The following is a 20304-nucleotide window of genomic DNA, read 5'->3' as shown; positions in this document are numbered from 1 at the left end:
AGCCATTAGCTTTCAGTCAGCAGCGGCGGCAGATGGTGGCTCTGTCAGCCTCGCTGCATTGAGGTGGCTATTGTTTTTGATACACCAGTACATACCATAAAGACTAAATGTTACCAGCCAGGTCAGAATAAACCGAAACATGGGTTCCCCAAAGCGCTGGTTATGCCGGTAAGTGCCAACCGGCAGCAGCCACAATGCAGCGCAAAGTATGCATAACATTAAATAGACGGCCACTAGTAAGAACATCACTTTGCTGCTGCCATCAGCTGAGGTCGCGACGACTTCATTCACGGCGTCACGTTGATATATATTCAAATTAAGATCACTTCGGGCTCTGTCTACGGCAGCAATATAATCTGCGCGCTGCTCAGGCATAATATGGTCAGTGAGACTTTTGTACTGATAACGCAAGGTAAGAACCTTGCTGCTGTTGTCAAATTGCAGCTGGCTCTGGTAATGGAAAAAAGGATTGTGCTCTACTACCTGCTCATCGTCAAATTGCCAGTCAATGTTATTAAGTTCAACGGTAATTGTCTGGCTGATATTTACCGGATGACTTAGGACAAAAGGTTGTGTACGGTTAGCGGCAATTTCAGGCTTCTGCAGATAGCTGCTAATGCCATTGCTGTAAAAGTTTGCGTCTAATTTACCGGGTTCAGTTGCATCTGCCTGCCAAAAATCTGTTATCCGATAAAACTCATTGACTGCAACGCTGCCTGATACGGCATCGTCAGTTTTGCTGATAGGCTCAGCAAGCGTTATATTTGGGTAATATCTGCTGTAGAACTGCACATAACCGTCAGCTTTCTGGCTGACGCTGTTGCTGGCGAACTGGGAACGGGAACGCTCGGCGTCCAGGCCACTGTAAAGCGTGCTTACTCTATACTCTGCAGGCTCAGTCAGCACGTCAGGCAGATGAAACTGCTCGTTGATCAACACTTCTGTGTATTCAGTAGCAGAGTGCATGGCAGTAAGCCCGGTGCTGGCAGCAGACAATTCCAGCGCATAACCGTAGTCTGGCTGATACAAACGCTCCAGTGGCCCTGCCTGAAAACTGCGGGTAGGGTCCAGCCAATAGCTTTTGCCATTAAAATCCAGTTTAACAATGGCGTGATCAAATACCCCTGCTGAGGGCAACCGCTCTGTTATCGTCGTTTTAAGTTCAGTATTGACCAATACCGGTAAGGCTTTATGCCCTAACTGGCGTAATATGCTGACCAGTAATACACTTTTATCTTTACAGTCACCATAGCGTTGTTGCAATACCTTAGCTGCGCTGGCCGGTTTATGAGAGCTCTCACCAAGCTCAATTCCAAGATAGCGAATTTCTGTCTGTACAAACTTCAGTGCCGCTGCAATTTGCAGTTCAGGCGTAAGATAGTCGCGCTGCAATCTGGCTACCTGGGCGGTAACGGCGGGGCTGTCATCAATTGCCGGTTCAAACAAAGCCACACCCCAGCGTGCAATGTCCTGCCACTGCGGGCTGTTACTCATCGATAAACTATTGTACGGAGAATACCAGTCAGGTGTATCGTCCTCGTGCTTAACCGGCGGCACATTATGCTGAACAAATGAATAAGTGGTCGTACCGTTTTCGCTGCTGATTTCAAGCGGTACAGCCTCTTTACTGAACTTATAAGCCAGTGGTTCTGCCCTTTGCCACATTAGACGCCAATGCTGTTGTTGCAGCGGTACCGTCCAGTTTAAACGTTGACTGGTATTAAACCGGTCAGCAAACACCGGGTTGCTGCCGCTGAGGCTGTAGCTGTATTCTATGATATCACCCACCCGCACATCGGGTATGACAATATTCAGTGCCGTCTCCCCGTGATAAAGCAGCTTATCTAAGTCCTGCTCGGTCTGAACCAAGGTTATCCGCGCCTGCGGATAGCGGTTTATTGTTGAGCCAGCGCGAATGATATTTAATTGATGAAGCGCAACCTGCTGATAAGTGGGATCGTAATAGATGCTGAGTTGACCTGCTTTTTCAAGGCCTTTGCTGCTTGTTACCAGGCTGGCATAATGCTCAAAAATCTGCTGTTGCCCCGTGGCGGGAACCCACAACTGAGTATCTGCCAGTAAATAATAAGTGCCATTGCTAATGTCTTGTTCCGGCACCTTACTGTTAAGAGCAGGCTGGAGCGACACCACCCATTCTGGTATTGGGCTCTGCGCAACCTGAGCAGCACTATGCATTGCTATCATCAGGCTCAGTAAGGCGAGTATTCTTGATAACTGCGTCACACAAAATCCATTTTCTATCAATAAACTGTTGTTATATCAGCAATCGTCAGTGTGCGCTAATTATTTAGCCAGGGTTGCGAGTACCAGTAAAAATAGCCTTTTTTACTAAGCGACGGAGCAGTGCAATTATAACGGCTACGGCCACGATTAACTGGTTTGCTGGCTGTTACCTCAAAGGTGTTGTCATTTAACCATTTTGGTTCCAGAGCTTCAGTGCCGGCATAACAACGAAGCTGCTCAGGCAGAAAATCGGTAATATTTAGCGTGAGACGCAAGGTTGGTGGGTTATCACTAATTTGCTGATTGGCAGACAGGTATCCGGTGATATCAAACGCCAGGGTTCGTAACTTTTGTGAGAGGTCAGCGAGTTCAGCGTACTGACCGGCTGCCGGGTAACGCGGGATCCGGCTAAGCAGGGTAGAAGACCCGATTGCCCCGGACTGCTGACCAATACCAACAAATCCCAGCTTCTTAACCAGCGCTTCAAGTTGATTGTTAAACTCACCGTACGGGTAGGCCAGCCATCGATGACTCTGCCCGGTTTCTTCTTTAATCCGCTGCTCGGCGGTGAGAATATTCTGTTTTATCCGGGCCAGCCAGTCAGCTTCAGTTTCACCGTTTTCCCGCTCTGTCATGTGCTCGTGATTCATCGCATGGTTGGCCACCAGCACGCCGTCCGCCGCCATTTTTCTGACCTGGTCCCAGCTAAGCACCGGCCCTACTTTATTGTCAATACTACCCGGGCTGATAAAAATTGTATAAGGATAACCAAATTCCATCAGGATAGGATGCGCAGTGGTGTAATTGTTTTCAAAGCTGTCATCGAAGGTGATAACCACCGCATTATCTGCAATTGGCTTGCCCTGTTTAAGCTGATCTATCAGGACATCAAGTCCGATAACCTTAAAGTTGTGATCTTGCAGGTATTGCAGATGTTGACGAAGTTCGGTTGCCGTAACACTGCTGACACGGGGTGTATCAGAGGCAACATGGTGGTATATCAGCATCACCGCCGCCTGCACAGGTTGCAATAAACTGAATATAAAAATAAAAGCAACAATCAGACGCACAGTAACCCCCGGCAAACAAGATACACCAGGGGTGTTATAACACAGATCAGGCGCCAGCTTAATAGTAAGAGTGCTCGCCGCGTTGATGCTCGGTAATGTCGCGAACGCCGTTTAATTCACCACTGAACCTGGCCAGCAGTTCTTTTTCAATGCCTTCTTTCAGCGTTAAATCAACTTGCGAGCAGCCGTTACAGCCACCGCCAAATTGCAGCACTGCCACGCCATCGTCAGTTAATTCCATTACCGACACCCGACCACCGTGGTTTGCCAGTTGCGGGTTAATTTCGGCGTCAATAACATACTGTACCCGCTCCATCAGCGGGGCATTGTCATTCACCTTACGCACTTTGGCGTTCGGCGCTTTTAATGTCAGCTGTGAACCCATTTGATCGGTTACAAAATCAATTTCGGCATCAACTAAAAAGGGTTTACTTTCGGCGTCGACAACTGCATTGAAGCCATTAAATTCAATTTGAATATCGCTATCTTCAACAGCGTCTGCCGGGCAGTAAGATACGCCACATTCCGCCTGAGCCGTGCCAGGGTTAACCACAAATACCCGGATGCTGGTACCGGCAGCTTGTTTTTCCAGCAGCTTTGCAAAATGGGCTTGCGCCTGTTCTGAAATAGAAATCATCTTAGTACCTGACTAAATTACTAGGTTAATGCCTATCATACTCCGAGTCTGTCACTGATGCCAGCCCTGCTTGAGTTTTACGCTGGTTTCTGGCTAACTGGACGCGCAAAAAAATTAAAGGAAACAGGCATGAAACTGAGTGTAGTGGTTTTTTTCGCACTGTGGGCCGGCCTGGCCCAGGCGCAGTATTTTAACGAGCCGGTAGACACCCGCTTACCAACACCGCAACAAACCCTGGGCCATCCTGTTGGTGAGTGGCATGCCCGGCATGACCAGATACAGCGTTACTTCGAACAACTCGCCGGTCAGTCAGACAACGCAATGCTGGAAGTCATCGGTTATAGCCATGAACAACGGCCGTTATTGCAGCTGGTGATTTCATCGCCTGAAAATCTAAGCCGGCTGGATGAAATTCGTCAGCAGCATCTCGAACAGGCGAAACAAGATAAAACCATTCCCAGCGATGCGCCGGTAGTGATCTGGTTGGGTTACGGTGTTCATGGCAATGAGTCAAGTGCTGCGAATGCGGCGTTGGTGCTGGCACATTATTTAACGGCTGTTAAAACTGAGGAAGTTGCCGCCTGGCTAAGCCGCGCTGTTATCTTAATCCAACCTAGTCTGAATCCTGATGGCCATGATCGGTTTGCGTTATGGGCCAATATGCATCGAGGTAGCAAGCCGGTGGCGGATCCGCAGCACCGGGAGCATATCGAACCCTGGCCAAATGGCCGGCCTAATCACTACTGGTTTGATTTAAACCGCGACTGGTTATTATTACAGCATCCTGAGAGCCAGGCTCGCATTGCTCAGTTTCACCAATGGTTGCCAAACGTAGTTGGCGACTTTCATGAGATGGGTACCAACAGCAGTTATTTTTTTCAGCCAGGCATTCCAAGCCGCAATTATCCGCTGACGCCTGAACGTAACTTTGAAATAACAGCTGCGATGGCAGAATTTCATGCTGCTGCCTTTGACGAGCGCAAGCAGCTTTACTACAGCGAAGAAAGTTTCGATGACTTTTATGTGGGTAAAGGATCTACATACCCTGATGTTAACGGCAGTGTTGGCATCCTGTTTGAACAGGCCAGCAGCCGCGGCCACCTTCAGGAGTCCATTAACGGCTTGCTGAGTTTTAGCGATACCATTAAAAATCAGTTTACTGCATCCTTGTCAACAATTCGCGGGGCAGTGGCAAAACGTCAGGAATTGCTCGCCTACCAGCAAGAGTTCTATCAAAGCGCCGTAGCCAAGGCCAAAGCCGACAAAACCAAAGGTTACATGCTGACAGATGACGGCGATCAAAGCCGTTTACACGCCCTGCTGGATTTGCTGCAGCGCCACCATATAGCGGTGTATCCATTAGATCGTGACTGGCAGGACGACGACGTTAAATATCTGGCGGGTAAAAGTTTCTTTGTGCCTCTACAGCAGCCACAATACCGTTTGATTAAAGCGGCGTTTTCAACCGAAAAGAACTTTAAAGATAATACCTTTTACGATGTTTCAAGCTGGACCTTGCCCTATGCTTTTAATATTGAATTCCGCGCGGTAAACCGCGAGCCAGGCCGGGCACTTGCTAATGCCCAATGGCAGGCGACACCGCAATTGAAGCAACCGTTAGCCGCCGGTGCTTATGCCTATGCATTCAGCTGGCAGGATCAACAGGCACCAGTTCTGCTGCAGGCATTGCTGACCGAGGGCGTGGTAGTGCGCTCAGCGCTGAATGGTTTCAGTGCCCTGACCAGTGACAACACCGAGCAGTTTGCAGCGGGTAGCATGCTGATTGCTGCCGGCTTGCAGAAAGAAGCAGACTGGTTTAGCCGATTGCAACAACTTCAGCAGCAATATCCGGTTAAAGTTCATGCGATCCGCAGTGGTCTGACGCCAGATGGCAGTGATTTAGGTAGCCATAACTTTGCCGTTATCAACAAGCCTGAAGTATTGCTGATTGCCGGGCCCGGGGTAAACTCTACCGAAGCCGGCGAAGTATGGTACAACCTCGAGCGGTTGGCGGGGATCTCACCCAGTATGGTGGAACCCGATCGCTTAAGCCGCGTTAATTTGAACCGCTATACCCATATTATCCTGGCAGATGGCAGCTACCGGTCCTGGCAGGACAGCCAGATAAGTCAGCTGAAACAATGGACTGAACAGGGTGGTGTGTTATGGGGCCACAAAGAGGGCGCCGCCTGGCTGGCAAAAGCCGGCTTATTGCAGACAGGTGTCTGGCAGAGCAAAGAAATGAAGCAACTGATCCCGCAACAGGATTTAAGCTATGCCGATCGTGAAGCCCTGGCTGCCAGGCAGCGGATTGCCGGCGCAATATTCAGTGCCGAGCTTGATTTAAGTCATCCGTTAACGTTTGGCGTGCCTCGAGCCCGCCTGCCGTTATTTAAAAACGACATTATGTTGTTACAACCAGCCAGTTCACTGTTTGCCAATGTGGCGTTATACAGCACAAATCCGCACCTGGCAGGTTACAGCGCCGCGGAATATGTACCAAAAATTGCCCAGGGAGCCGCAATAGTTGCTCATAATCTGGGGCGGGGCCGGGTGATTGGTATGACCGATAATCCGGTATTTCGTGGCTATTTCTATGGTTCCAGCCGAATTCTGATTAACGCCATGTTTCTGGGAAACAGCTTCAGCGCACCGCTTCAGGCTGAATGATCCGGTGCCGGGGTGACGGTCAGTGTCCAGACACTAACGGTGCTGACGCCGGCCCGGCGTAACAGCCTTGTCAGGGCATTGGCGGTGGCACCGGTGGTAATAACATCGTCAACTATCGCAACATGGGCAGGCAGCTTTGGGTACTGCGGTATCAGACTGAATGAACGACGCAAGTTGCGTAACCGCTGCCGCCGGTTAAGCCCCCGTTGGCTTGGGCTGGCCAATTTGGCAAATAATCCCAGAACAGGCAGCTGTAATTGGTGTCCTAACGCCTCGGCCAGACACTGTGCCTGATTAAATCCACGTTGCCGTTGCTTGCGCCAGTGCAGCGGCACAAAAGTCAGTGCCTGCGGCAATGGCATATTCATATTGCTGTAGCTTGCTAACAATAAGCACATTTGCTGAGTTAACAATTGGCCTGCTGCTAAATCTGTGTGGTATTTCCAGCGTGGTATCCAGTGCTGGTATGGTTGCTGATAGTGCGACAGACAAAGTAACCGATCAAATTTAGCCCCCTTCAACCCCCTGGCAATAGCTGGCAAAAAAAGTAAATTGTAATGACATAGCTGATAAGGCAGCACGGGTAATGCCTGCTGACAGTAATCACAGAGTTGTCGTTCGGCGTCAGGCCGCGGTAAACTGCACCACATACACTGAGCTGGCAATAGCAACTGCCAGCAGTGGCGGAAAATTTTAGAAAACTTAGCAAGAAAATAAACCATAAAATTAACGCAAAGGAAACATAAAGGCAGCATGGCAGAGATTAGTAATACTGACAAACCTGTTTTAGTACTGCTGCATGGTTGGGGAGTAAACCGGGGGGTCTGGCAAACTATACTTGCCGATATTGTGCCAACTGTGCAGGTAATAGCTCTGGATATTCCGGGTTTTGGTGAGGCGCAGCCGCTACTGCAGTCTGGCAATTTCAGTACTGTAGTTACTGAGTTGGCGTCCCGGATCCCAGCTAACAGCCTTGTCTGTGGCTGGTCGATGGGTGGCTTACTGGCCATTGCGCTGGCAGAACGATATCCGGAAAAAGTGCGCCAACTGGCACTGGTTGCCGCAACGCCCTGTTTTTTGCAACACGCAGACTGGCCGGGCATGAAAGCTACGGTTATGCAACAGTTTGCCCAGTCCCTGCAGCGTGATTTGTCACAGACCGTCAGCCGGTTTTTAGCTATTCAGGCTATGGGATCAGCCACCGCGAAAAGTGATGCGGCTGTGCTGAAGCAGGCGATAGCGGCCTATCCTCAGGCCAGTGCTGAGGCCCTGAGCGCAGGTCTGGCATTTCTGAGCAACGAGGATTTACGTCAGTGCTTCGCGGGATTAAAGCAGCCGGTTATTGGCTGTTTTGGTGCGCTTGACTCCCTGGTGCCAGTGGCTGTTGTTAGCGAATTACAAAAGTTGCAACCTGACGCTGAATTGAGCGTTTTGGCTAAGGCATCACATGCGCCTTTCATTTCCCATCGAATGGAGTTTCTGGCGTGGCTGAACAACTGGCTGACTGCCGCAGTCATAGCACAGCAATAACACCGTGCGTCCAGCAGTCTTTCTTTTTATCTCATTTTGGTCAATAATTAACCATTACTAAACTGAAAGGAGCCAACAATGGAGATTCAATCAGCATTTAATGCCGGTTTGCAGGGATTCCAGCGTGCTTCAACCGGTATAACAGAAGCAACGGTTAATATTAACCGCCAAACTACAGCTAACCGTGAACAGGTTGCTGCAGCCGAAAATGATGTCCGTCAGGCTGAGGCGCCGGAGCAAAACCGGCCGACACAGCCACAGGCGCCATCCGTTGAGCAAAGCCTGGTTCAGCTAACCAGCGAGTCGCGTAATGCAGAAGCAAATGTGCGGTCTGTGCAGGCTGCAGATCAAGCACTTGGCACCATAATCGACGTCCGGGTGTAAGGGCAATGCAAATTACCTCCTATTATCCTAACATCAGTATCAACACGGCTAACCCGCCTACCGAGTTAGCCCGGCGCGATATGCAACGACGTGAACTGGTAGAACCGGTCCGCGAAATGGATAAAGGAAAACCGGAACGTGCTGTGGCAACCGAGGAAAAAGGTCGCAGCAGTAATAGTGGCAGTTCGGTAAGCAGCTATGACGCCAGCGGCAAATCAAACGAAACCCAGCAGGCGATTGAAGGACGGCCTGAGCAGTCTGAAGACAGCAGCCGGCAGCAACAGAACGATGCGGAGCAACGACAGCAACAGGCTGAGCAGAAAGAAATTAAGGAACTGCAGAGCCGGGATCAAGAAGTTCGCAGTCACGAACAGGCGCATGCCAGTATTGGTGGTCGCTACGCCGGCGCACCGAGCTATACCTATGAGTTAGGGCCTGATGGTCGGCAGTATGCGGTAGCCGGTGAAGTGCAAATTGACATTGCGCCCATTGCCGGCGACCCGCAGGCAACAATTCAGAAAATGCAGCAGGTGAAGGCAGCTGCGCTGGCACCGGCCGAGCCTTCATCAGCCGACAGACGAATAGCGGCTGAAGCCAGTCAGCGACTGTTGCAGGCGCAAACAGAACTTGTTGCTGAAAAAACCGCCCCTGCTGAAACAAAGCCGCTTGCGCTTGCGCAAAGTGATGCTGCAGCGCAGGCTGGAGCGGCTATCGATAACTCGCAAATTCGTTATGACAGTGAAACAATCAGCAACACCGGGTCGGTAGCTGGTCTGGTATTTCCTGAGTTTGATACGTTGGCAAAAATGCAGCAGCGTAGTCAGGTAATAAGCCGGTTTTACCAGCTGGCCACCGAACCAGCGCAGCGACCGCTGCGCCAGCAAGCCTGAGTTAACTATTGCCTATCTGTTTTCAGTTACTAATTCCTGCCCGTTAAATAAAACACATTTTAGTGAAACAGTTTATTATTTTTTAAACTTTGCCAGAGCCTCAGCAAAAGCATTACCCATCGCAGCGTTAGCCGGCTCAGCCTTGGTTGTTTGCGGGGCCGGCCGGCTGGCTTTGTTGCCTGAAGCACCTGATGCTTTAGTTACTGCTTTATCGGCTGCTTTTGCCTGAGGCTGCTCATCCAGTCGCATGGTTAATGCAATTCTTTTGCGGTTAATATCAACGTCCAATACTTTGACTTTAACTATATCTCCTGCTTTTACTACCTTATGCGGATCGCTGACAAATTTGTCAGTGAGTGACGAAATGTGAACCAGGCCATCCTGATGTACACCAATATCGACAAAAGCACCAAAATTTGTAACGTTGGTAATCACCCCCTCCAGCAACATGCCTGTCTTCAAATCCTGCAGGGTCTCCACGCCGTCCTTAAAACTGGCCGTTTTAAATTCAGGTCGCGGGTCGCGGCCCGGCTTTTCCAGCTCCTTTAGAATATCGCTGACAGTTGGTAAACCAAAATGGTCATCCACAAAGGCTGCAGGCTCAATACTGTTTAAAAAGCTGCTGTTACCAATAATTGCACTAACCGGTTGATTAGCGGTTTTCAGAATCTTTTCAACCAACGGGTAGGCTTCAGGGTGCACGGCCGAGGCATCCAATGGGTTGCTACCATTATTAATCCTTAAAAATCCGGCTGCTTGCTCATATGCTTTGGGTCCGAGCCTCGGTACTTTGAGTAGTTCTTTCCGCTCGTTAAAGCGACCATTCTCGTCGCGGTACTGCACAATATTCTGGGCCAGTGTTTTATTTAAACCGGCTACCCGGGCCAGCAGGGCAGCAGAGGCGGTATTTAAGTCTACGCCAACGGCGGTTACACAATCTTCTACTACGGCATCCAGCGAGCGGGTTAACAAGCTCTGGTTTACATCATGCTGATATTGGCCGACACCGATGGCCTTTGGCTCAATTTTTACCAGCTCCGCTAATGGATCCTGTAAGCGTCTGCCAATAGAAACTGCACCGCGCAACGACACATCCAGGTTAGGAAACTCCTGCGCTGCCAGCTCAGAGGCTGAATATATTGAGGCGCCAGCCTCTGAAACCATCACCTTACTTAAAGTATCACTAGCGGCTGCTTTGATAACATCGCCAGCCAGTTTGTCGGTTTCGCGGGAAGCCGTGCCATTGCCAATCGCGATCAGCTCAATTTTGTGTTGCTGGCACAACTGGCTGAGGGTACGTACTGATTTATCCCACAAGTTTTGCGGGGCATGCGGAAAAATAGTGGTATGGGTTAACAGCTTACCGGTTTCGTCGATAACCGCGCATTTAACACCGGTTCTAAGGCCCGGGTCCAACGCCAGGGTGCGACGCATACCGGCTGGTGCTGCCATCAGCAGATCGGCCATGTTGCGGGCAAATACTTTTATCGCTTCCAGTTCAGCACGTTCACGAAGCTCACTTAATAAATCATTTTCCAGATGCAAATGTAATTTCACTTTCCAGGTCCATTGTACCACCGTGCGTAAAAATGCATCGGCAGCGCGTTGCTGCTGGCGAATATTAAAGTGCTCCGCTACTATTTGCTCGCAAAGTGCGTGGGCATTGGCCTCGTCACTGTCAGGCAGCAGCTGCAATTGCAGTACACCCTCATTCCGGCCGCGAAACATTGCCAGAGCCCGGTGCGATGGGATGTTTTTCCATTGTTCAGTATGACTGAAATAATCGCGGAATTTAGCGCCTTCCTGTTCTTTACCGCTGACAACCGTGCTTTTTAACATGGCATCCCGGCTAAGTTTTGCCCGCAGCCGGGCCAGCAAAGTGGCATCTTCGGCGAAACGTTCCATCAGGATAAACTTAACGCCGTCCAGCACGGCTTTCGTGTCGGCAAAGCCGGCATCGGTATTAATGTATGAGGCTGCCTGCTGCTCGGGGTCCCGCTCCGGGTTAGCCAGAATAGCATCGGCTAGCGGCGCTAAACCTGCTTCAATGGCCATCTGGCCCTTGGTGCGGCGTTTGGCTTTGTATGGCAGGTATAAATCTTCCAGCCGGGTTTTGTTGTCAGCCGCAACAATTTCACGCTCCAGCTCCGGGCTGAGTTTCCCTTGTTCGGCAATGGTTTTTAAAATCACCTGCCGTCGCTCTTCCAGCTCGCGCAGGTAATTCAGTCGTTGATCAAGTAAACGCAATTGGGTATCGTCCAGCGCACCGGTGACTTCTTTACGGTAACGGGCGATAAAGGGCACAGTTGCGCCTTCATCCAGCAAGGCAATAGCGGCAGCAACCTGTTCCGGCCGTGCGGCAATTTCACTGGCTATTTGTTTTACAATCATTGACATAACTATGGGATCCTTCGACTTTGCGGCCCCTGTGGCAGGCAAAGTATGATACGAAATATAAAAAGCAGGGTGAATTGTCTACTTTCAGCATAAAAAAATCCAATCTGATTACACGCGAAGGGTATGACACTCTGGAGCGGGAGCTCCGTTATTTATGGAAAGAGGAGCGACCGAGGGTGACTCAGCAGGTCGCTGACGCCGCTGCGCTGGGTGATCGCTCCGAAAATGCCGAATACATTTATGGCAAGAAACGCTTACGCGAGATTGACAGACGGGTACGATTTCTGACCAAACGGCTGGAACAACTGCAGATAGTGTATCCGTCAGCTAAACAACAGGGTAAGGTGTTTTTTGGCGCCTGGGTGGATTTGGAAGACGAAAATGGCGATGTTAAACGGTATCGGCTGGTAGGCCCGGACGAGTTTGATTTACGTCTGAACAAGCTTAGTATTGACTCGCCACTGGCCAGAGCTCTGTTAGGTAAGGCGCCGGATGACGAGGTAAAAGTGATTACCCCGGCGGGTGAACGTTGGTATCTGATATGTGCAATCAGCTATCAGCAAAGTGCTGGCGAAATCTGACGCATTGATTAAATAATGTACTATACTTAAGTCGGATTTTAGCTTTATGGGAGGGCCTTAAGATGAAATCCCGACGTCAGCTATACCTGCTTATCCCTGCCGCTGTTTTGATAACAGCCTGCAGTGCTACACCACCACAGTATGTGATGGAGCCTGATTACGATTATATCCAGAGAGTAGAAGCATCCAGCAAACACAGCACGCAGTCTGCCAAGATTTACTGGGTAAACCCACCAATGAAACGACAGCCGGTCACCGAGAATAAGCAAGACTGAAAAATTTTGTAACACAGTTTAACCGCCATGGTAGTAACAATGGCGGTTTTTTCGTTTATAGTGAGGAAAAACAACGGAAGCTTGCGTAATGACCAGCCAGGAAACTCTGAAAATAATTGTAGTCGATGATGATTTACGCTTACGTTCACTGCTTGAACGCTATCTGGTCGAGCAGGGTTATCAGGTACGAAGCGTTGGCAACTATGAGCAAATGCAGCGGTTAATGGAGCGTGAGCATTTTCATCTGGTGGTGCTTGATCTGATGTTACCCGGCGAAGATGGATTATCGATCTGCCGTAAGTTACGTCAGCAAAATAATGACGTGCCGATTATTATGCTAACCGCCAAAGGTGATGAGGTGGACAGGATAATTGGCCTGGAGATGGGCGCCGATGATTACCTGCCCAAACCCTTTAATCCCCGAGAGCTACTGGCCAGGATCCGCGCAGTACTGCGGCGCAAAAGTAAAGACTTACCCGGCGCGCCATCGCAGGAAGAAACTGTTATCAGTTTTGGTCCTTTCACTTTCAATTTAGCTACCCGCGAAATGCGCAAGGGCGACCAGCCGTTGCCACTTACCAGTGGTGAATATGCCGTGTTAAAGGTGTTAGTCAGCCATCCGCGCGAGCCATTGTCACGTGATAAACTGATGAACCAGGCCCGGGGTCGTGATTATTCAGCCATGGAGCGCAGTATCGATGTGCAGGTTTCGCGTTTAAGGCGCATGCTGGAAGACGATGCCACTAACCCGCGCTATATTCAAACTGTCTGGGGCCTGGGCTACGTGTTTGTTCCTGATGGCAGCATTGCCTGATGCGGTTGCTACCCCGTAGCGCTTTTGGTCAGACGGTTTTTTTAATTGGGTTTTTATTACTAATTAACCAACTGGTCTCTTATGTATCGGTTGCACTGTACTTTATTAAGCCGACCACCCAGCAAATAAATCACTTAATTGCCAAACAAATTAAGGTGGTTTTTATTGATGCAGGTCAGGATACGCCGGTGTTATCTGAAGAGCTGACCCGCCGCTTCAGTGAGGCGACCGGCATTGAGGTGTACGATGAGACCGAGGCGCTGCAGCGGGGGCTGGCCAATGCCCGTTACTATGGCTATTTTTCTGAACAAATGTCGGCAGAGCTGAATGGCGATGCTGAGGTACGCATTGAGCAGGGCAGTGCCTTTGCTTTTTGGGTCAGGCCACCGCAGGCACCGCAGTACTGGGTGAAAGTACCGTTAAGCGGTTTAGACGAAACAGACTTTTCCCCTTTAACCTTTTATTTGCTACTTATTGGCGTGTTAAGCGTTGGTGGTGCCTGGGTATTCGCCCGCCATTTAAACCGGCCATTAAAGTCGTTGCAGCAAGCGGCACTGCAGGTGGGCCGGGGTGATATTCCGCCACCGCTGAATGCCGACAAAGGCTCAACTGAAATTATTTCGGTGATCCGGGCCTTTAATTATATGGCAGAGGGTATAAAACGGCTTGAGCAGGACCGGGCTCTGCTGATGGCAGGGGTATCCCATGACCTGCGCACACCCTTAACCCGGATCCGGCTCGCTTCAGAAATGATGGCTGAGCCAGACAGTTGGATCCGTGACGGTATTGTCAATGATATCGACGATATGAATGCTATCATCGACCAGTTTATTGATTTCCTGCGACATCATAAACAGGAAAGTCTGCAGAGTGTTGATTTAAATGAGCTGATAAATGAGCTGGTGCTAGCTGAACAGGTTCAGCAGCGACATTTTATTACTCACCTTGACCCGAAACTGCCGGCCATTATGTTGCGAAAAATTGCGATAAAGCGGGTACTGAATAATTTGCTTGAGAATGCCCTGCGGTACAGTGATGGTGATATCGAAATCAGCACCGGTTATGAAAAAAGCCGCAAACAGCTTTATCTCGAAGTGCGGGATCATGGGCCGGGTATTCCTGAACATAAAATGGATGCTATGTTTGCACCTTTCACGCAGGGCGATGAAGCCCGTGGCAGCGGTGGTTCGGGCTTAGGGCTGGCTATTATTAAGAAAATAGTCGATGCTCATCAGGGTAGTATCAGTTTATTTAACCATGCGCATGGTGGCCTGGTTGTCAGAGTTTATCTGCCGATTAAAGCTTCTACCTAGTATATTTACATTTCAGGGCTACCATTGCAGCTTGAAGCCGTGAATTGGCTTAATTTAATCGCTAATGTCAACATTTAGTAACAAAAATAGCTTTTTCGGCTATTTTTTTACGCTGCTATGTCGCAATTTCTTACAATTGCTGAATTACATCCCATTACCTTTGTGATAAAAGAAGATTGGTTTGGTAAAGCAAAGTTTGCTTGCCAGTCAATCAGCTTTTTTGCGTAGTACACAACACGCAAGCAATTCAGTCACCGTGACTGTGCTTTTTGCTGCACCCTCAGCCGCAGCCGGTGATTGTCAGAATAATAGAAAAGTACCTATGCAGTACAAAGGAGTACACCTTGGGAACCATGAATAAAGCCTTATTGGCAACGGCGGTGAGTTTAGCGCTTTCAGGCTACGCTCAAGCCGGTATTACAAAAATAAAGCCTGCTGGTCAGCAGAGTGTCCACGAGTTATTTGGCGACGTGACTGTTAGTCTGGCGGAGCAAACCCCGTCAGCCTGGTATGTGTTATTAAAGGCTCCTGCCGCTAGCTATGCTTTGCAGGGTGAAAACTTTAATCAGGCCCAGGCACAACAGCTTACCTTAGAAGCCGAGACTGTTCAGCAACGTGTAAGCCAGGTATTGTTCAATCTGAACCCGGACGCAAAGGTTCTGACAAAAACAACAAAATTGGCAGTTGGTATGGTCATTACCGCCGATACAGCAACGTTGCAGGCCTTAAAGCAAAATGCACTAGTTGTTGACATCATGCCGGTTTACGACAGTGAGTTGCATGTTGCCGATTCTGCAGAATATATTAAAGCTGCTCAAACTGTGTTGTCTGGCAAAGCAACAGGAGCGGGCGTTAAGGTCGCTATCTTAGATAGCGGTGTTGATTTTACTCATGCTGCTTTTGGTGGTGAAGGAACACCTGAGGCGTATGCTGCCGCTTTTGCAGACCAAACGGCACCACAGTGGCCACAAGGTCAGATTAAAGGAGGGTTCGATTTCGTTGGCAATGATCCTAACCCGATCGACCCGATCAATGATGGCATAGGAGTAAATGGCGGTGGCCATGGTACGTCAGTTGCTCACTCGGTGACTGGTATAGCACCGGGTGTTGATTTATACGCTTACAAAATTTGTACCCGTAGTTGTCCTGGCGCCAATCAGATTGCTGCGTTAGAAGCAGCGATGGATCCGAATGGTGATGGTAATCTCGCTGACCGTGTTGATGTAATTAATATGTCGCTTGGTGGTGAGTTTGGTTCAACTTCAACCATTTCAGGCACCCAGTTTCTGATCCAGCGTGCGTCTGATTTGGGCGTTAATATGGTTATCTCTGCGGGTAATGATGGCAATGTACCGTTCCGCGTTGGCGGGCCAAGTACTACACCTAATGCATTATCTGTTGGCGCAATGTCTCATCCGACATCGGCAGTGGGTGTATTCAGCTCGTCTGCAATCGACGGCGAGACAGTTGAAATGGTGTCTGCCGGATTTAATCCAACATTCGATTTTTCCTTTACTTCTACGGATACGCCTCTGGTGTTAGTTCCAGGTGAATATACCGCATGTGACCCATTGGCAGAAGATGCTGATCTGACAGGTAAAGCGGTATTACTATCAAGGGGAACCTGCCCGTTCTCGCAAAAGGTTCTGAATGCTCAGGCACGCGGTGCTGCTTTTGTTATTATCGCTAATAGCAACCCTGGCGAAGCCCCGATTGTTGCCGGTGGTGATGGTACGGGTATAACAATTCCAACAGTAATGATCACTAAAGAAGTGGGCGATGCGATCAGAGCGATGTTGCTGGAAGAAACAGAAGTCAGTTACGCCATTACTTCTGAAGCGAGATCGGGTGCTGATGCAGTGGCTGGCTTCAGCTCTCGTGGTCCTTCGATGGATGGTTTGCTAAAACCAGAAATTACGGCGCCTGGTGTAAATATCATGGTTGCAGATGTTGGTACGGGTGACGGCCTTGCTCCAGCAACCGGCACTTCATTCTCAGGCCCTATTACGGCCGGCGCTGTTGCTTTACTACGTGAGGCATTGCCCGAACGAAATGCGGCTGAAATTAAAGCAACATTAATGAACAGTGCAAACCTTAATGTCTTTATGGATGCACCTGATATTAACCCGGATGCTGCTGTAGCGCCTATCAGCTTAATTGGCGCAGGTTTGGTTGATGTTGAAAAAGCGGTAAATCTGCCTGTGGCTGCGTGGGTTCATGAACCGGCTTTTGACACCCGTCAGGCTGCCTTATCATTTGGTCTGCAAACCTTAACTGCTGTAAGCAGTATGACCAAAACGGTTACCCTGAAAAACTTCAGTATGCAAGAGCGTACATACGAGCTTTCTGTGGAAGATCGTTTCGCGGATAAAACCGCTACCGGAGCAACCAGTTGGGAGCATCCTGCTGCAGTTACCGTGCCGGCTGGACAATCTGTGCAGTTTGATGTGACGTTAACCATTGACCCTTCGAAGTTACCTGCTTTTGGTCTGGTGAATCAGTTAACCTGGACTGACGTTGGTATTGCTGATGCACTAAGTCGCGCTGAATTTGATGGCGCCCTGGTCTTTAATGACACCAATACCGACAGTGAGCACGACTTGCACATGGTATACCACGTTATTCCAAAACCATCAGCTCAGCTGACACTCGCCAGTGAGATGGTTTCTGAGGAGCTGGTTACTACCCTAACCAACACGGGCGTTGTGCCGGTTGAGCCGGTTGCATCTGCATTAGTTGCTACTTCACCTATGAATTCTGCTGTGATGCCACAGCACGACATTGCTACAATTACGTTAAATGTAGATGAAGCAGCCTGGTGTAGCACCGGCTATGCCTTTTACCCAACCTTCCACCTTGCGGGGGGCATTAACCACCTGTTGCAAGGCAACTATGCTCTTGATTTAGACATCGATGGCGATGGTATTCTGGATTACACCATGAATACCTTGTTGGTTACGCGGCTTGGTACTGCTTATGCCGCTTTCCCTGGCGGTATGGTGTCGTTCAACACGCGGTTCGGTGAGTTATCAGGCGCATTGGGTGATGTTTATCATTTTGCTGGCGGCAAGCAAGTGACACTTGAATCGTGTTTCGAAGACATTGGCCTGACAGCTGATGATATTGGCAGCGACATTGTTGTTCGCTTCAGAACAAATGCAAATAGTTACTCATTAAGCTCGGCTAACACTGCAGATCAGCTTGTCAGTTTAGTCAGGGTAGAGTTAACCCCGGAAATAAGTCTGTCATCTGAACCAATGCCAGAAGCTAACATCACGGCGCAAAACGAAGATGAAACAGCAGTTGATACTACGGTCGAAATGCTTGCGCCGGGCGAAAAAGCTTATGTGGTGCGTGACGCAAACGACAACCGCAGTTTTGTCATGTTGTCCGCCCAGGCTGAAGCAGTAGCGATTGCTGATTTTAGTTCAGCAGTTGCTGAGCCAGTAGTGGTTGCTGAGCAGGTTATGATGGTAAGTGAAAATGCTGCGAATGGCACTGTTGTTGGTCAGGTTGCTGCTACCAGCGATTTCAGGACAGTCATTACGGAAATAGTAACACTGGCAAGCAGTTCAAGTGCCTTTAGTATCAATTCGAACGGTGAAGTGGTCGTGGCAAATTCGGCAGCACTGGATTACGAAGCCGGCATGATGGAAGTCACATTTGAGGTTGCAGCAATTGATGCCAATGGTTCGATTTCAGAACCTGCAACAGTGACGGTAATGGTTAATAATGTGCCGGACGAGCAACCTGACGTTACTGTTAATGTGACTACGCCACAGCTATTGATCGGCAGTGCGGCTGGCACAGTACTTGGCAATGTAGACGTTGTTGTTAACGAAGCTGACGCCACTCTGGTTTCAGTTACTACTAATAACCCATTGTTTACAGTAGACAATGGCCAGCTGAAGTTGGCCAGAATGCCGGTTAAATCTGATGTACGGATGCATACCATAACAATTGCCGCTACAGACAGCGCTGGTATGCGTGGTACGACTAATGTTCAGGTAACCGTTAATAAAGGTTCAAGCGGTAGCTTTGGTATCTTCGCACTGCTGTTACTGCCATTAGCGTGGCTGCGTCGTCGTACTAACTAAGACAAACTAAATTGTTTTAACTAAGCACACTAGTGAATAAAAAGCCCCGCAATCGCGGGGCTTTTTTTACAGCTGATTGCTGATTTGCTGTAATTCGTCGGCACTAAACTGGTACTGTTGATTACAGTACTCGCAGGTCATGTCCAGTTTACCTTCGGCAATATGTTCATTCAGTGCTTCTTTGCCGATGCTGTAAAGCGCTGTTTCACATTTCTGACGGGAGCAGCCACAAACGAATCTGACATCCTGCTCCGGGAACAGCTCAACCTGTTCCTGATGAAATAACCGGTATAGCATTTGCTCAGCGGGCAGCGTTAACAGCTCGTTTGCCGTAATGGTGTCAGCCAGTACGACCAGCTCGGCAAAATCGGCCGCTGCTTTTTCCGGCTCAACCGGCATCACCTGTAACATTAGCCCGGCGGCAGTGTTATTCTCTGAAATGTCAGTATAAATGTACAGCCGGGTGGGGAGTTGTTCAGACTGGGCAAAATAACCTTCCAGCGTGCTGGTCAACGTGTCGCCGGTAAGTGGAATAATGCCCTGATAACGCTCTCCCTGGCGAGGCGTGATCGTAACAATCATATAGCCCTCGCCAATTAACTCACGAAAGCTCTCGCCACTAAGTTCCGCCTGCAGCCGCACCACCGCCCGGAAATTTTGCTGGTTATCACCATTTACCGCGGCAAACTTAACCGGTCCGTCACCTTGCAACTGCACCGCAATTTCGCCATCAAACTTCAGGGTAGCGGTAATTAAACTGGTCGCAACCACAAGTTCGGCCAGCAGCTGTTTTACCGGCAACGGATAATGATGATTACGAAGCATCTGGTCCAGGCTGTCTGCAACCTGCACCAGCTCGCCTCTGACATGTTTTTGCTGAAACAAAAAACGGTGTAGCGTATCCGGGGTCATAACGTCTCTCTTACTGCTTAGATTTTAAAAGTAATAACTGGCGGCGCATTTTTTTATCCGGTTTGGTATCCGGATGGGGTGCGAACAAACTGTTCGTTTTGCGCAGTTCTGCCCGCGCCAGCCGCTGTTCAGTGCTGGCTGCAGTTTCCTGATAAAGCGCCTGGGCAAGAGGTGCAGCCAGACGTTTTTCTGATAAGCCTAAAACAATAACGGTTTTTTCGTCGCTGCCCTGCGCCAGCTTGATGGTTGCGCCAATCTCGACCTGGCGGCTTGCTTTGCAGCGCTGGTCATTGTAGTGTACTTTGCCACCTTCAATCATGCTTTTAGCCAGGGCACGGGTTTTGTAAAACCGGCACGCCCAAAGCCACTTATCCAGCCTTATGCCGTCATTTTGCTGTATGTTGGCTTGCGTTGCTGTCATATTTAACCTGTATGCTGAACTGAATGAGCATTATAGTGCCAAATGGCTGGTGAAGCGTAGTCCCGGTAT

General features: G+C 49.4%; 16 protein-coding genes. 9 read left to right on the top strand and 7 right to left on the bottom strand.

Annotated features, from left to right (window positions below):
• Nucleotides 1–12: 12 nt before the first annotated feature.
• From KQY15_RS17515 to nfuA, 3 genes are read right to left on the bottom strand one after another with little or no spacing between them, the layout of a single operon-like run.
• A complete protein-coding gene (locus KQY15_RS17515; RefSeq protein WP_217671213.1) occupies nucleotides 13–2244 on the bottom strand; it encodes a DUF3857 domain-containing transglutaminase family protein in 2232 nt (743 codons plus the stop codon).
• Nucleotides 2245–2300: 56 nt separating this feature from the next.
• A complete protein-coding gene (locus KQY15_RS17510; protein WP_308160264.1) occupies nucleotides 2301–3314 on the bottom strand; it encodes a polysaccharide deacetylase family protein in 1014 nt (337 codons plus the stop codon).
• Between the two features lie 58 nt (nucleotides 3315–3372).
• Nucleotides 3373–3951 carry a Fe-S biogenesis protein NfuA gene (gene nfuA, locus KQY15_RS17505; protein ID WP_217671212.1) on the bottom strand — a complete coding sequence of 193 codons (579 nt, stop codon included), beginning with the start codon at nucleotides 3949–3951 and terminating at the stop codon, nucleotides 3373–3375.
• 129 nt (nucleotides 3952–4080) lie between these two features.
• Here nfuA and KQY15_RS17500 point away from each other — a divergent pair, with 129 nt between their 5' ends.
• A complete protein-coding gene (locus KQY15_RS17500; protein ID WP_254795817.1) occupies nucleotides 4081–6621 on the top strand; it encodes a M14 family zinc carboxypeptidase in 2541 nt (846 codons plus the stop codon).
• On the opposite strand, the gene KQY15_RS17495 is transcribed toward KQY15_RS17500, so the two are convergent.
• Nucleotides 6609–7271 (bottom strand): ComF family protein, encoded by a 663-nt coding sequence (locus KQY15_RS17495; RefSeq protein ID WP_254795815.1) that lies wholly within the window; start codon nucleotides 7269–7271, stop codon nucleotides 6609–6611. The two genes, KQY15_RS17500 and KQY15_RS17495, sit on opposite strands and share 13 nt — an antisense overlap.
• Before the next feature lie 103 nt (nucleotides 7272–7374).
• Between KQY15_RS17495 and bioH the strand changes: the two genes are divergently transcribed.
• The 3 genes from bioH to KQY15_RS17480 all read left to right on the top strand — a co-directional run bounded on the left by bioH (nucleotide 7375) and on the right by KQY15_RS17480 (nucleotide 9425).
• Nucleotides 7375–8151 carry a pimeloyl-ACP methyl ester esterase BioH gene (bioH, locus tag KQY15_RS17490; protein ID WP_217671210.1) on the top strand — a complete coding sequence of 259 codons (777 nt, stop codon included), beginning with the start codon at nucleotides 7375–7377 and terminating at the stop codon, nucleotides 8149–8151.
• A 78-nt stretch (nucleotides 8152–8229) separates the two neighbouring features.
• Nucleotides 8230–8535 carry an excinuclease ATPase subunit gene (locus KQY15_RS17485; protein WP_217671209.1) on the top strand — a complete coding sequence of 102 codons (306 nt, stop codon included), beginning with the start codon at nucleotides 8230–8232 and terminating at the stop codon, nucleotides 8533–8535.
• A 5-nt stretch (nucleotides 8536–8540) separates the two neighbouring features.
• On the top strand, nucleotides 8541–9425 hold the full coding sequence (locus tag KQY15_RS17480) for a putative metalloprotease CJM1_0395 family protein (RefSeq protein ID WP_217671208.1): 885 nt from the start codon (nucleotides 8541–8543) through the stop codon (nucleotides 9423–9425).
• Nucleotides 9426–9500: 75 nt separating this feature from the next.
• On the opposite strand, the gene KQY15_RS17475 is transcribed toward KQY15_RS17480, so the two are convergent.
• On the bottom strand, nucleotides 9501–11822 hold the full coding sequence (locus KQY15_RS17475) for a Tex family protein (RefSeq protein WP_217671207.1): 2322 nt from the start codon (nucleotides 11820–11822) through the stop codon (nucleotides 9501–9503).
• Nucleotides 11823–11842: 20 nt separating this feature from the next.
• On the opposite strand from KQY15_RS17475, the gene greB reads away from it, so the two are divergent.
• The 5 genes from greB (at nucleotide 11843) to KQY15_RS17450 (ending at nucleotide 18902) form a co-directional block, all read left to right on the top strand.
• Nucleotides 11843–12403, top strand: coding sequence for a transcription elongation factor GreB (gene greB / locus KQY15_RS17470; RefSeq protein ID WP_372449327.1), 561 nt, complete (start codon nucleotides 11843–11845; stop codon nucleotides 12401–12403).
• A 62-nt stretch (nucleotides 12404–12465) separates the two neighbouring features.
• Nucleotides 12466–12678, top strand: coding sequence for a hypothetical protein (locus KQY15_RS17465; RefSeq protein ID WP_217671205.1), 213 nt, complete (start codon nucleotides 12466–12468; stop codon nucleotides 12676–12678).
• 88 nt (nucleotides 12679–12766) lie between these two features.
• On the top strand, nucleotides 12767–13492 hold the full coding sequence (gene ompR, locus KQY15_RS17460) for an osmolarity response regulator transcription factor OmpR (protein WP_217671204.1): 726 nt from the start codon (nucleotides 12767–12769) through the stop codon (nucleotides 13490–13492).
• On the top strand, nucleotides 13492–14805 hold the full coding sequence (gene envZ / locus KQY15_RS17455) for a two-component system sensor histidine kinase EnvZ (RefSeq protein ID WP_217671203.1): 1314 nt from the start codon (nucleotides 13492–13494) through the stop codon (nucleotides 14803–14805). The genes ompR and envZ overlap by 1 nt, the downstream gene beginning before the upstream one ends.
• A gap of 353 nt (nucleotides 14806–15158) precedes the next feature.
• Nucleotides 15159–18902 (top strand): S8 family serine peptidase, encoded by a 3744-nt coding sequence (locus KQY15_RS17450; protein ID WP_217671313.1) that lies wholly within the window; start codon nucleotides 15159–15161, stop codon nucleotides 18900–18902.
• Nucleotides 18903–18968: 66 nt separating this feature from the next.
• Here the strand turns inward: KQY15_RS17450 and hslO are convergent, their stop codons facing one another.
• Nucleotides 18969–19814 (bottom strand): Hsp33 family molecular chaperone HslO, encoded by an 846-nt coding sequence (gene hslO / locus KQY15_RS17445; protein ID WP_217671202.1) that lies wholly within the window; start codon nucleotides 19812–19814, stop codon nucleotides 18969–18971.
• Nucleotides 19815–19824: 10 nt separating this feature from the next.
• Nucleotides 19825–20235 (bottom strand): ribosome-associated heat shock protein Hsp15, encoded by a 411-nt coding sequence (hslR, locus tag KQY15_RS17440; protein WP_217671201.1) that lies wholly within the window; start codon nucleotides 20233–20235, stop codon nucleotides 19825–19827.
• Nucleotides 20236–20304 lie beyond the last annotated feature (69 nt).

Origin of the sequence: Arsukibacterium indicum, assembly GCF_019100565.1 — a bacterium.
Lineage (GTDB): Bacteria > Pseudomonadota > Gammaproteobacteria > Enterobacterales > Alteromonadaceae > Alishewanella > Alishewanella indicum.
This window is presented reverse-complemented; position numbering and strand designations above follow the sequence as displayed.

Coding starts and splice junctions, on each gene's coding strand:
- nfuA (WP_217671212.1), bottom strand. CDS start 3,951: ATGATTTCTATTTCAGAACAGGCGCAAGCCCATTTTGCAAAGCTGCTG.
- KQY15_RS17500 (WP_254795817.1), top strand. CDS start 4,081: ATGAAACTGAGTGTAGTGGTTTTTTTCGCACTGTGGGCCGGCCTGGCC.
- KQY15_RS17495 (WP_254795815.1), bottom strand. CDS start 7,271: ATGTGGTGCAGTTTACCGCGGCCTGACGCCGAACGACAACTCTGTGAT.
- bioH (WP_217671210.1), top strand. CDS start 7,375: ATGGCAGAGATTAGTAATACTGACAAACCTGTTTTAGTACTGCTGCAT.
- KQY15_RS17485 (WP_217671209.1), top strand. CDS start 8,230: ATGGAGATTCAATCAGCATTTAATGCCGGTTTGCAGGGATTCCAGCGT.
- KQY15_RS17480 (WP_217671208.1), top strand. CDS start 8,541: ATGCAAATTACCTCCTATTATCCTAACATCAGTATCAACACGGCTAAC.
- KQY15_RS17475 (WP_217671207.1), bottom strand. CDS start 11,822: ATGTCAATGATTGTAAAACAAATAGCCAGTGAAATTGCCGCACGGCCG.
- KQY15_RS17465 (WP_217671205.1), top strand. CDS start 12,466: ATGAAATCCCGACGTCAGCTATACCTGCTTATCCCTGCCGCTGTTTTG.
- ompR (WP_217671204.1), top strand. CDS start 12,767: ATGACCAGCCAGGAAACTCTGAAAATAATTGTAGTCGATGATGATTTA.
- envZ (WP_217671203.1), top strand. CDS start 13,492: ATGCGGTTGCTACCCCGTAGCGCTTTTGGTCAGACGGTTTTTTTAATT.
- KQY15_RS17450 (WP_217671313.1), top strand. CDS start 15,159: ATGAATAAAGCCTTATTGGCAACGGCGGTGAGTTTAGCGCTTTCAGGC.
- hslO (WP_217671202.1), bottom strand. CDS start 19,814: ATGACCCCGGATACGCTACACCGTTTTTTGTTTCAGCAAAAACATGTC.
- hslR (WP_217671201.1), bottom strand. CDS start 20,235: ATGACAGCAACGCAAGCCAACATACAGCAAAATGACGGCATAAGGCTG.